Source organism: Pseudomonas entomophila, from assembly GCF_023277925.1.
In the GTDB taxonomy this organism is placed as follows: Bacteria; Pseudomonadota; Gammaproteobacteria; order Pseudomonadales; family Pseudomonadaceae; genus Aquipseudomonas; species Aquipseudomonas entomophila_D.
The window spans coordinates 5,392,557-5,406,940 of the sequence record NZ_CP063832.1; the positions used below are offsets into that span (position 1 = coordinate 5,392,557).

At 68.4% G+C, this 14,384-nt stretch carries 1 protein-coding gene; it reads left to right on the plus strand.

Going from position 1 to position 14,384, the window contains the following annotated elements; translation table 11 throughout:
• Positions 1-230: 230 nt before the first annotated feature.
• Entirely contained in the window at positions 231-14,207 is a 13,977-nt protein-coding gene (locus IM733_RS23920; RefSeq protein ID WP_248918749.1) for an autotransporter-associated beta strand repeat-containing protein, read from the plus strand.
• The last annotated feature ends 177 nt before the right edge of the window (positions 14,208-14,384 follow it).

Sequence of the window (14,384 nt, forward strand, 5' to 3'; positions counted from 1 at the left end):
CCAGAAGCCTCTTGAAACCCGCGAAACACGTGCCGCCTTGAAAAAGTATTAACACCATTTGCTCCCCTCCAACGCCGTACTGCCCGTCCTACAGCGGCTACACATTTCCTCAAAGGAAATTCGTAGCCATTGATCAGGCGTTTCGGCCGTCGCGTGTTTCGCTGCTCTTTCTCGCCCCCGCTGCACACGCATTCAAGGACTGAATTGCCTGATCCACGAAGGAGCTCTCCGTGGACAGACGTGCCGCCTCCCGTTTCCCCGCCCGTTTCTCGCAACTGTCCCTGGCCGTCAGCCTGGGGGTCGGCGCCCTGGCCTTTGGCCTGACGAGCGAGCAGGCGCTGGCCGTCTGCAGCGCAGCCGGGTCCATCATTACCTGCAACGGCGCGGCCAACCCACTGGCGCCCAGCTACACCAACGGCGGCAGTGGCCTCACGGTCAACGTCAACCCCGGTGCCTCGCTGGGCACCCTGCTGGGCGTGGGCGGCACCTCTCTATCGCTGGCCGGCAACAACAACACGCTGAACAACTCCGGCACCATCGACCCGACCTTGCTGGGGCTGCTGAGTATCCAGTCTTCCGCCTTGCTGATCGGCAACACCGGCACTGGCAGCACGCTCAACATCAACAACAACGCCACGGGCGTGATCAAGGGCACGGGCGCGTTGCTCGGGGTGAACCTGCTCAACCTGACGGGCATGGCGCTGGATGCGCGCAACGGCGCCGCGGGTACCACCACCATCAGCAACGCTGGCAGCATCGGCTCCTCGGCGTTGCTCGGCCTCACCCTGGTGAGCGAGGACACCCCGGTCATCGCCGTGACCGGCGGCGGCACGGTGAACTTCACCAACACCGGCACCATTCTCGGCCGGGCAGCGTTCGAGGCCTCGGCGGCGGGCAACACCTTCACCAACGCCGGCACCCTGACCGGCAGCCTGGCGATGGGCGCCAACAGCACCAACCGCTTCAACGCCATCACCGGCTCCAGTGTCAGTGCCGGGCTCGGGGTCGGCGTGGCCTTGCTGGTCACCAGCAACCCAAACCTGGCCTATGCGCCAGCGGGCAAGATCGATGGTGGCGCCGGTGGCACCAACACCCTGGCGTTGCAGAACGCCATCGGCGGCGGTAGCGGGACCAGTGGCAGCGGCACGATCAACGCTACGAACTACATCAACTTCAACCGGCTGATCGTCGACAGCGGCACCTGGAGCCTGATCGGCCAGGTGCTCAATGGCACCACCCAGACCACCCTCAACGGCGGCGCGCTCAGCTTCGACAATTCCAGCGCCTTCGGCAGTGGTGGTATCACCGCCAACGGTGGCAGCCTGCAGGGCAGTGTCGGCGGGCTGAGCCTGGCCAATGCCCTGACCCTCAACGCCGGCCTGAGTGTCGGCGGCGTCAACGACCTGGCCCTTAACGGTGTGGTCTCGGGTGTCGGCGGGCTGACCAAGACCGGCGCCGGCCTGCTCACGCTGGGCGGCACCAACACCTACAGCGGCGGCACCACCCTGGCTGCCGGCGGGCTCAACCTGACCAGCGCCGCGGCGCTGGGTAGCGGCGCGCTCACCGTCAGCGGCGCGGGCAGCCTGCAAGGCAGCGTGCCCCTGGTACTGAACAACGCCGTAGCGTTGAACGCCGCGCTGACGTTACCCGGCAGCAATGCCCTGACCCTGGGTGGCGTACTCAGCGGCACCGGTTCGCTGGTCAAGAGTGGCAGCGGGGGCTTGACCCTGAATGGCGTCAACACCTACAGCGGTGGCACCACCCTGGCCAGCGGCACCCTCACGCTGGGCAATGCCAGCGCCCTGGGCAGTGGTGCGTTGGGCCTGACCGGCAACGGCACCCTCGACACCACGGCGGCCATGACCCTGGCCAATGCCATCAACCTGGGCAGCAGCACCCTGACCTTGCCTGGCAACAACGCACTGACGCTCAACGGCGTGATCGGCGGCACCGGCAGCCTGGTCAAGAACGGCGCCGCCGACCTCAATCTCAATGGCGTGAATACCTTCAGCGGCGGCACCAGCCTGGGCGCGGGCAAGCTCACCGTGGGCGATAGCGCCGCGCTGGGCAGCGGCGCCCTGGCACTCACCGGCAACGCCAGCCTCGATGCCAGCACCGGAGTCAGCCTGGCCAATGCCATCAACCTCGGGGCCAACACCCTCGACCTGCTGGGCACCAGCGCCACCACCCTGGACGGTGTGATCAGCGGCACCGGGGCGCTGGTCAAGAACGGCGCCGGCGACCTGACCCTGAACGGCAACAGCACCTTCAGCGGCGGCCTGACGCTCAATACCGGCAAGCTCACCGTCGGCCACAGCAACGCCCTGGGCGGCGGCGCGCTGACCCTGGGCGGCAACGCCAGCCTCGACGCCAGCACCGCGGTCAACCTCGGCAACGCGATCAACCTGGGCGCCAATACCCTGAACCTGCTGGGTACCAGCGCCACTACGCTGGGCGGTGTGATCAGCGGTACAGGTGCACTGGTCAAGGATGGCAGCGCCGGCCTCACTCTCAACGGCAGCAACACCTTCAGCGGCGGCACCACCCTCAACGCAGGCGTGCTGACCGTGGGCAACAACAATGCCCTGGGCACCGGCGCGCTCAGCCTGGGCGGCAACGCCAGCCTCGACGCCGGCGCGACGGTCAACCTGGGCAACGCCATCAACCTGGGAGGCAACACCCTGACCCTGCCTGGCAGCAATGCCGCCACCCTGGGCGGTGTGATCAGCGGTACTGGCGCACTGGTCAAGAACGGCGCCAGCAACCTGACCCTGGCGGGCAGCAACACCTTCAGCGGCGGCCTCAACCTCAATGCCGGCACCCTGACCCTGGCCAGCGCAACCGCCCTGGGCACCGGCGCGTTGTCCGTCGGCGGCGCCTCGACCCTGGCCAACACCACGGCATTCACCCTGAACAACGGCGTCACCCTCGGCGCCAACCTGACCTTGGCCGGCGCCAACAACCTGGTCCTGGCCGGCAACCTCAGCGGCACCGGCGGGTTAACCAAGAACGGCAGCGCCAGCCTCACCCTCTCGGGCAGCAACACCCACAGCGGCACCACCACGCTCAACGCCGGCACCCTGGTGCTGGGCAGCGCCACCGCACTGGGTAGCGGGGCCCTCGACGCCGCGGCGGGCACCACCCTCGACACCAGCGTCGCCGGCTTGAACATCGGCAACGCCCTCAACCTGACCGGCAACCTCACCCTCGCCGGCAGCAACGACCTCACCCTGGGTGGCGTGATTACCGGGGTCGGTGGCCTGACCAAGAACGGCAGCACCACGCTGACCCTCACCGGCACCAATACCCAGGCCGGTGCCACCAACCTCAACGCCGGCGCCATCGTGGTCGGCAGCAACACCGCGCTGGGCAGTGGCGCGCTCAATGCCGCCGGTGGCACCAGCCTGGACGCCAGCAGCGCGGTCAACCTGGGCAACGCCATCAACCTGACCGGCGCGCTGGCCATCGGTGGCAGCGCCAACCTCGGCCTCGGTGGCCTGGTCAGCGGCGCGGGCAGCCTGGTCAAGAACGGCAGCGCGACCCTGACCCTGTCCGGCCCCAACGCCTACCTGGGTGGTACCACCCTCAATGCCGGCGGCCTGGTGCTGGGCAACACGGCCGCGCTGGGCGTGGGCAAGCTCACCGTGGCGGGCGCCGGCAGCCTGGACAGCACGGCGGCGCTCAGTGTCGGCAACGCCGTCACCCTTGATGCCGACCTCACCCTGGCCGGCAGCAACAACCTCAGCCTCAACGGCGTGATCGACGGCACCGGCCGGCTGATCAAGAACGGCAGCACCACGCTCACCCTCGGTGGCCTCAACAGCTATGCCGGCGGCACCCTGCTCAACGCAGGCGGCCTGGTGCTCGGCAACGCCAGCGCGCTCGGCACGGGTACCCTGACCGTGGGCGGCGCCGCGAGCCTGGACAACAGCAGCGCCATCAGCCTGGGCAACAACGTCGTGCTCGACGCCAACCTCACCCTCGGCGGCAGCAACGCACTGACCCTGGGCGGCGTGCTCAGTGGGGCAGGGCAACTGGTCAAGAACGGCGGCGCCACCCTGACCCTCAACGGCGTCAACACCTACGCCGGCGGCACCACCCTGAGTGCCGGTGGCGTGGTCATCGGTAATGGCGGCGCCCTGGGCAGCGGCGCCCTCAACGTGACCGGTGCCGCCAGCCTCGACAGCAGCGCCCCGCTGATCCTGGGCAACGACATCGGCCTGGGCGCCAACCTCACCTTCGGTGGCAGCAACGACCTGACCTTGAGCGGTGCCCTCAGCGGCACGGGCGGTTTGATCAAGAACGGCCTGGCCGACCTGACCCTGCTCGGCAACAACACCTTCAGCGGCGCGATCGACCTGCTCGGTGGCAGCCTCAACACCGTGGGCACTGGCGGGCTGGGCAATGCCTCGTCGCTCAATGTCGGTGCCGGCGCCAGCCTCAACCTGGGCGCCAGCGCCGGGGTTGGTGGCCTCAGCGGTGCGGGCACGGTGAACGTGGCCGGTAGCGGCAACCTGAGCGTGGGGGGCAACAACCTGAACAACGTCTTCAGCGGCGTGCTGGCGGGCGCTGGCGGGCTGGTGAAGAACGGCACGGGCAGCCTGGAACTGTCGGGCGTGAACGTGCTGGCGGGCGACACCACGGTCAACGCCGGCCTGCTCAACGTCACCGGTACCCTGGCCAGCGCCAACGTGCAGGTCAACAGTGGCGCCAGCCTGGGCGGGACCGGCAGCCTGCTGGGTGCCCTGGATATCGCCAACGGCGCGCACCTGCTGGCCAATAGCGGCGCCACGCTGGCCACCGGCGCGCTGACCCTGCACAGCGGCTCGATCCTCGATTTCGGCCTGGGTTCGCCTGCAACCGGCGGCACCGCGCTGGTCAATGTCAACGGCAACCTGACCCTCGACGGTACCCTCAACGTCAGCGATATCAGCGGCTTCGGCACCGGTATCTACCGCTTGTTCGACTACACCGGCGCCCTGGTGGACAACGGTGTGGTGCTGGGTACCGTGCCAGGCAGCGTGTTGCCGGGCGACCTGCAGGTGCAGACCGCCATCGGCAGCCAGATCAACCTGCTGGTCGGCGGCGCCACCGGCACCGTGCAGTTCTGGGACGGTGCCCAGAGCGTGCCCAACGGTGTGATCGACGGCGGCACGGGGACCTGGAACGGCGTCAACACCAACTGGACCGATATCAACGGTGTGGCCAACAACACCTGGGCCAGCGACTTCGCCGTGTTCCAGGGCACCGCGGGCGACGTTACCGTGGTCGACACCCAGGCCGCCACTGGCCTGCAGTTCGTCACCAACGGCTATCGCCTGATCGGCACCGGTGGCCTGAACCTGGTCAACGGCAGCAACGGCGCTTTCACCGTGCGGGTCGATCCGGGTGTCACCGCCACGCTGAACGTCGGCCTCTCGGGCAGCGGCCAACTGGCCAAGCTCGACAGCGGCACCCTGGTGCTCAACGGGGCCAACAGCTACAGCGGTGGCACCGTGCTCAACGGCGGTAGCATCATCGTTGGCAACAACACGGCCTTCGGCACCGGGGCGGTCAGCGCAGCCGCTGGCACCAGCCTGGACAGCAACACGGCTGTCACCCTGGGCAACGCCTTTGCCCTGGGGGGCGCCCTGACCGTCGGTGGCAGCGCCGACCTTGGGCTGTCGGGTGTCGTTTCGGGTGCCGGCAGCCTGATCAAGGCCGGTGGCGCCAACCTGACCCTTGGCAACGCCAACACCTACAGTGGCGGTACCAGCCTTGGTGCCGGCACCCTGACCGTGGGCAACGCCCAGGCCCTGGGCACAGGCGGCCTTAGCGTCACGGGCGCTGCCAGCCTGGACAGCACCGGCACCCTGGCACTGGCCAATACCGTCGCCCTGAACGCCAACCTCACCCTGCCAGGCAGCAATGACCTTACCCTCAACGGTGTGCTCAGCGGCACCGGTGACCTGATCAAAGCCGGTGCCGGCACGCTGACCCTCAACGGCAGCAACAGCCAGCAGGGCATCACCAGCCTCAACGGCGGCACCCTGGTGGTGGGCAGCAACACGGCACTGGGTAGCGGCGCGCTGAATGCCGTAGGGGGCACCACCCTGAGCAGCAATGCCAACGTCACCCTGGCCAACCAGGTCGCGCTGGCCGGCAACCTGACCATCGCCGGGGCGCAGAACCTGACCCTGGGCGGCAACATCACCGGTGTCGGCGGCCTGACCAAGACCGGCAGCGGCACCCTGACCCTGAACGGCACCAATGGCAACCTGGGCAACACCAACCTCAATGCCGGCACCCTGGTGCTCGGCAGTGCCAGCGCCCTTGGTCTCGGCCAGCTCAACGCGGCCGCTGGCACCACGCTCGACAGCGCCACGGCGCTGAACATCGGCAACACCGTCAACCTGGGGGGCAACCTCACGATCGCCGGCAGCAACGACCTGGACCTGAGCGGCCTGGTCACCGGCGCCGGCAGCCTGACCAAGAACGGCGCCAGCAACCTCACCCTCAGCGGCGCCAACACCCTGGCCGGTGGCGTGACCCTCAATGCCGGCACCCTCACCTTGGGTAACAGCCAGGCCCTGGGCACTGGCGCCCTGACCGTCGGCGGCGCCAGCAACCTGGCCACCACCGGCCCCCTGACCCTGGCCAACCAGGTGGCGCTGAACGACACCTTGAGCCTGCCGAGCAACAACAACCTGACGCTGAGCGGCGTGATCAGCGGCACCGGCGGCCTGACCAAGACTGGCAGCGGCAACCTGACGTTGAATGCCGCCAACACTTACCAAGGCACCACCACCCTCGGCGCCGGAACCCTGACCCTGGGCAACAACACCGCCCTGGGCTCGGGCAACCTGGCGGTAACCGGCAACAGCACGCTGGCCACCACCGGGGTGCTGCAAGTAGCCAACGCCATCGGCCTTGGGGCAGGCACCACGCTTGGCGTCGACAACACCCAGACATTGACCCTCGACGGCGTCATCAGTGGCGGGGGCAGTCTGAACAAGTCGGGCAGCGGCCAGTTGATTCTCAACGGCAACAACACCTACACCGGCGGCACCGCATTGCAGGCCGGCAGCCTGCTGCTGGGCAGTGCCGGCGCCCTGGGCAGCGGCGCGCTGACCGTCACCGGTGCCGCCACCCTCGACGCCAGCCAGTCTCTGGCGCTGACCAACGCCATCAACCTGAACGGTGGCAACCTCACCCTCGGCGGCAGCCAGGCGCTGACCCTCAACGGTGTGATCGCGGGCAACAACAGCCTGGTCAAGAACGGCGCCGCCAGCCTGACCCTCAACGGCAGCAACACCTACAGCGGCGGCACCACGCTAAACGGCGGCACCCTGGTAGTGGGCAGCAACACCGCCCTGGGCAGCGGCGACCTCAGCACCGGCGCCAACACCAGCCTCGACGCCAGCGGCGCGGGCGTCACCCTGGCCAATGCCGTGCACCTGGGGGGCACGCTCAACGTACCGGGCAGCGCCGATCTCACCCTCAACGGCGTGCTCGATGGCGTCGGCGGCCTGAATAAATCGGGCGCCGCCACCCTGACCCTCAACGGTGCCAATAGCTACCTCGGCGGCACCACCCTCGGCGCCGGCCAGCTCGTGGTCGGCAACGACAACGCGTTGGGGCAGGGCGCCCTGACCGTCGCCGGGGCCTCGACCCTGAGCGCCGGCAGCAACGTCACCCTGGGCAACAACGTCACCCTCAACGCCGGCCTCACCGTCGCCGGCAGCAATGACCTGACCCTTAGCGGCGTGCTCAACGGCACCGCCGGGCTGGTCAAGAATGGCAGCGGCAACCTCACGCTCAACGGCAACAACGGCTTCCAGGGCGGCACCCAGCTCAACGCCGGGCGCCTGACCGTGGGCAGCAGCGGCGCGTTGGGCACCGGTACCCTGGCGGTCACCGCCGACGCCACCCTGGCCAATAGCTCGCCCATGGCCTTGGGCAACACCATCGCCCTGAGCAACGGCGCCAACCTGACCGTCGAAGCCGCCAACGCGCTGATCCTCAGCGGCGACCTGGGCGGCAGCGGCAACCTGGTCAAGACCGGCGTCGACGACCTCTCCCTAGTAGGCGTCAAGACCTTCACCGGCAACGTCGATATCCAGGCCGGCTCCCTCACCACCCTGGGCAGCGGCGTGCTGGCCAACGTCGACACCCTCAACGTCGGTGCCAGCGGCCAGCTCAACCTCAATGGCAATGCCAGTCTCGGCAGCCTGACCGGCAGCGGCCAAGTCGATGTCGGTGTCGGCAGCGTCCTGAGCCTGGGCAGCAACAACCTCAGCAGCACCTTCGCCGGCGGCCTCAACGGCCTGGGCGGCCTGACCAAGGTCGGTACCGGCACCCTGACCCTGACGGGCACCGGCAACCTGGCCGACAACACCCAGGTCAACGGCGGCACCCTGAAAGTCGATGGCACCCTGGGCAGCAACCTGCTGACCGTCGCCAGCGGCGCCACCCTGACCGGTAGCGGCACCGCCAATGCCGCGGTGGTCATCAGCAACGGCGGCCACCTGGCCGGGCAGAGCGGCAGCACCCTGGGCCTCGGCAGCCTGGTGCTCAACAGCGGCTCGATCGTCGATGTCGGTCTGGGCACTCCGTCCACGGGTGGTACTGCGCTGTTCAACGTCGGCGGCAACCTGACCCTCGACGGCACACTCAACGTCGGCAGCATCGGCGGCTTCGGCAACGGTGTGTACCGGGTCTTCGACTACACCGGCGCGCTCACCGACAATGGCCTGGACTTCGGCAACCTGCCGCTAGGCGTCGGGCTTGGTGATGTGACCCTGCAGACCGCCCTGGCCAACCAGGTCAACCTGCTGGTCAGCGCCGCCGGCCTGAACATCCAGTTCTGGGACGGCAGCCAGAGCGTGGCCAACGGCCAGGTCGATGGCGGCGCGGGTGTGTGGAACGCCACCAACACCAACTGGACCGACCTCAACGGCGCGGCCAACGGCACCTGGGGCAGCACCTTCGCGGTGTTCCAAGGCACGGCGGGCGATGTCACCGTCGACGGTAGCCAGACCGTCAACGGCATGCAGTTCGTCACCAACGGCTATCGCCTGCTGGGCGGTACCGGCGGGGTGCTCGACCTGATCAACGGCACGAGTGGCGACACCAGCGTGCGCGTCGACCCCGGCGTGACGGCCACCCTCGATGTCGGCCTCGCCGGCATCGGCAAGCTGAACAAACTCGACAGCGGCACCCTGGTGCTCAATGGCAGCAACAGCTACAGCGGCGGCACCCGCCTCAGCGGCGGCACCCTGGTGCTGGGCAACAACAACGCCTTGGGCAGCGGCGCGCTCGACGCCGCTGCGGGCACCACCCTGGACAGCAACGCGGCGGTAGCCCTGGGCAACGCCGTCGTGCTCAGTGGCACGCTGAACATTGCCGGCAGCAACGACCTGGCGCTCAACGGCAACATCAGCGGCGCCGGTGGCTTGCTCAAGGCCGGCAGTGCACGCCTGGCGCTGGGGGGCAACAACACCTTCGCCGGCAACACCGCGCTCAACGGCGGCACCCTGGTGCTGGGTTCCAACACCGCGCTGGGCACCGGCAGCCTGAACGCCGCCAGCGGCACCAGCCTGGACAGCAGCCAGGCCGTCACCCTGGGCAACAACGTCAACCTCGCCGGCCCGCTCACGGTGCTGGGCAGCAACGACCTCACCCTTGGCGGCACCGTCGCCGGCGCCGGCCGCCTGCTCAAGGCCGGCGCCGCGCGCTTCGCGCTGATGGGCGCCAATACCTACAGCGGCGGCACCGAGCTGCAGGCCGGTACCTTGGTGGTGGGCAACAACGCCGCCCTGGGCACGGGGGGCCTGGACGTCACCGGCAATGCCAACCTCGACAGCGCCAGCGCCGTCAGCCTGGCCAACCCGGTGAATGTCAGCGGCACCCTCAACGTACTGGGCAGCAACGACCTGCAACTGGGTGGTGTGCTCAGCGGTGGCGGTACGCTCAACAAGAGCGGCCTGGCCGACCTGACCCTGTCGGGCAACAACACCTTCAGCGGCGTGCTCAACATCCTTTCCGGCAGCCTGAGCACCATCGGTACCACCGCCCTGGGCACCCAGAGCGCGCTGAACGTCAGCACCGGCGCCCACCTCAACCTCGACGGCAATACCACCCTCGGCGACATCGGCGGCACCGGCGCGATCCAGATCGCCACCGGCAACAGCCTGAACGTCGAAGGCGGGGTGTTCGATGGCAATATCGCGGGCACTGGCACCTTGAACAAGCGGGGCACCGGCACCCTGTCGCTCAGCGGCAGCAACAGCCACACCGGCAACACCAACGTGCAGGCCGGCCGGCTGCGGGTGAACGGCTCGCTGGCCAGCAGCGCGGTCAACGTCGCCAGCGGCGCCACCCTGTCTGGCGCCGGCAGCCTCGGCGGCGCGGTGAGCGTGGCCAGCGGCGGTGCGCTCGCGGCCACCAGCGGTGCCACCCTGAGCGCGGGCAACCTGACGCTGGACAACGGCTCCAGCTTCAACGCGGCTCTCGGTGCCTCGGTCGGTGGCGCCGCCGCGCTAGTTGACGTGGCGAACAACCTGACCCTGGGCGGCACCCTCAACGTCAGCGATATCGGTGGTTTCGGCGCCGGCGTGTACCGCCTGTTCGCTTATGGCGGGAGCCTGGTCAACAACGGCCTGGCCATCGGCAGCGCGCCAGTGCCGGTCACCGACCTGACCGTGCAGACCGCCGTCGCCAACCAGGTCAACCTGGTGGTCGGCGGGGCCAGCAACGTGCTGTTCTGGGATGGCATTCAGAGTGTCGCCAACGGCCTGATCGACGGCGGCAGCGGTACCTGGAACGCCGTCAACAGCAACTGGACCGACGCCAACGGCGTGCTCAACCAGACCTGGAACGACACCTTCGCCGTGTTCCAGGGCGCCCCGGGCACCGTCACCGTCGACGGCAGCCACACCATCACCGGCCTGCAGTTCAGCACCAATGGCTATGTGCTCAACGCGGGCGCCGCGGCTGAACTGCTGGGTAACGGCGCCACCAACCTGCGGGTCGACACGGGTGTCACCGCCACCCTCAACGTCGCCCTCAACGGCACCGGCAGCCTCGCCAAGCAAGACGCCGGCACCCTGGTGCTCAACGTCGCCAACGGCTACAGCGGCGGCACCGCGCTCAACGGCGGCACCCTGGTGGTGGGCAACGACAGCGCGCTGGGCAGCGGCACCCTGACCGCCGCCACCGGCACCACACTGGACAGCAACAAGGCGGTCACCCTGGCCAACAACGCCGTGCTCAATGGCGCCCTGGCCATTGGCGGCGGCAACGCCCTGACCCTCAACGGTGCTATCAGCGGCACGGGCGGCCTGGTCAAGAACGGCACCAGCCAGCTGACCCTGGGCGGTGCCAACAGCTACACCGGCGGCACTCAGATCAACGCCGGCAGCGTGGTGGGCAATAGCACCAGCCTGCAAGGCGCCATCCTCAACAACGCGGCGCTGACCTTCGAGCAGAACGCCAACGGCAGCTACACCGGCAACCTCACCGGCAACGGCACCTTGACCAAGACCGGCAGCGGCGAACTGCTGCTGACCGGCGTCAACGGCCTGACCGGCGCCACCACCGTCAACGCCGGCAGCCTGATGGTCAATGGCCGCCTCGACAGCGCCACCGTGCAGGTCGCCACTGGCGCGCGCCTGGGCGGCAGCGGCACCTACGGCGGCACCGTGCAGATCGCCGATGGCGCCACCCTGGTCGCAGGCCAGAGCGCCACGCCGCTGACTGTGGGCAACCTCAACCTGAGCTCGGGCAGCGCGCTGGACTTCAGCCTTGGTGCCCCGGCCGCGTCCACCACGGTGGTCAAGGTCAATGGCAACCTGGTGCTCGACGGCACGCTGAACATCACCGACCTCGGTGGCTTCGGCACTGGTGTCTACCAGTTGTTCAGCTACAGCGGCAGCCTGACCGACAACGGCCTGGTGTTCGGCGCCATCCCCGGCGGCGTGGCCCTGGCCGACCTCGGCCTGCAAACCGCCATCGCCAACCAGCTCAACCTGGTGGTGCAGAACTACGGTGAAGAGCTGCTGTTCTGGAACGGCGGCAAGACCAACCCCGACGGCAGCATCGGTGGCGGCAGCGGCACCTGGGGCCCGAACACCAACTGGACCAATGCATCCGGCACCACGTCCACCGGCTGGAGCGGCCAGTACGCCGTGTTCGGCGGCGCGCCGGGCACCGTCACCGTGGTGGGTAACCAGTCGTTTTCCGGCATGCAGTTCCTCAGCGACGGCTACCAAGTGGTGCCGGGGGCGGGCGGCAGCCTGACCCCGGTCAACGAGGCCGATGGTGGCCTGGCGCCGGTGCGGGTCAATGCCGGTGCCACCGCCGTGGTCAGTGCGCCGCTGGTCGGTACCGGCGGCATCGAGAAACTCGACGCCGGCACCCTGGTGCTCAGTGGCGCCAACACCTACAGCGGCGGTACCACCGTCAGCGGCGGCACCCTGGTGGGCAACACCACCAGCCTGCAAGGCAACATCCTCAACAACGCCAGCCTGGTGTTCCAGCAATCGGCCAACGGCACTTTCAATGGCACCCTGAGCGGTACCGGCACCACCACCAAGCAAGGGGCCGGCACCCTGCTGCTGACTGGCAACCAGCCCACCACCGGTGCGTTCAACGTCAACCAGGGCGTGCTCCAGGTCGGTGACGCGGCGCATCCGGGCACCACCCTCGGTGCCCAGGTGACCGTGGCCAACGGTGCCGCGCTGACTGGCAACGGCACCGTCGGCGGGCTGGTCAACAACGGCACGGTGATGCCTGGGCCTGGCGGCAACCTGAACGTGACCGGCAACTTCACCAATGGCCCCAGCGGCACCCTGGTGATCGACCTCGGCGTGGAACCGGTGAACTACCTGAACGTGGGCGGCACCGCCAACCTTGGCGGCAGCCTGCAGGTGCTCAATCTCGACGATGACGACGGGGTGTACACCGTGGTCAGCGCGGGTGGAGGCATCAATGGCACCTTCGCTGGCACCAACCTGAGCAATTCGGCGTTCCTCAACAGCGTCCTGGCCTATGGCGCCAACCAGGTGATCCTGTCGGTCAGCCGCAACGGCACCTCGTTCGCCGATGTTGCCGCCTCCGGCAACCAGCGCGGTGTCGCCACCGCCCTGGAAAGCGCCGGCGCCCCGGCCGTGCTGCGCAACACCCTCGTGACCATGGACCGCGATTCGGCGCGCAGTGCCTTCGACAGCCTGTCCGGCGAGATCCACGCCAGCACCGCGACCGTGCTGATCGAGGATTCGCGCTACATCCGCGACGCGGTCAACGACCGCCTGCGCCAGGCCGATTGCAGCCGCGAGAACGATCCACGGCGCACCCTGGCGCCCACCGCCAACCAGCAGCTCACCAGCGAAGGTTGCCAAGGCCAGGCCGTGGGCTGGATCCGCGCCATCGGCGGTTGGGGGGACTACGACGGCAACAGCAACCATGCCAGCGTCGACCGCGACCTGTCGGGCTTCATGCTGGGCGTGGACCGTGCGCTGGATGATGAGTGGAAGGTCGGTGTCGCCGCGGGCTACACCCGCTCCAGCATCGACGCTCACCGTCGCCGTTCGGACGCCACCGTCGACAGCTACCACCTGACCACCTACCTGGGTTACCAGCTGGACGCCTTCGCCGCACGCCTGGGTGTGGCCTATGCCTGGCATGACATCGATACCAAGCGCGATGTCGCGGTGGGCAGCTACGACGACCGGCTCAAGGCCAAGTACAAGGCGCGCAGCGCCCAGGTGTTCGGCGAGGTGGGGTATGCCATCGATGCCGGTGGTATCGCCCTGGAGCCGTTCGCCGGGTTGGCCTACGTCAACTACGACAGCGACACTGCCCATGAGAAGGGTGGGGCAGGGCGGCTGGAGGGCAAGGTCGACCAGGACGTGACCTACTCCACCCTGGGCGTGCGGGCGGGTAAGCACATCAAGCTCGACAGCGGCGGCACGATCACGCCACGGCTGTCCGTGGGCTGGCGCCATGCCTTTGGGGATGACAAGCCGGATGCCGACCTGCGCTTTATCGATGGGGGTTCCGGGTTCAGCACCGAGGGTGTGCCGATTGCCAAGGATGCGGCGGTGGTCGAGGCTGGTCTGGACCTGAGTGTGGGCGCCAGTGGCAAGCTTGGGGTTGGGTATTCCGGGCAGTTGTCCAACGAGAACCGCGACCATGGGGTGGTGGTGAGCTTCAGCATGGGGTTCTGAGGGCGATCGAGCGCCGCTCGCGCGGCGCTCGGTCTCATGCTCGCTGCAACTCCCCCGGCGAACACCTCGAAAGGCCAACGCCTAACCTCCGTCAGACATTTCCGAACTTGAAACCAAATCCTTCAGCCTGGCATCGCTTGGGAACTATCCTACGCGCCTGCCGGAAGGCTCCGAATT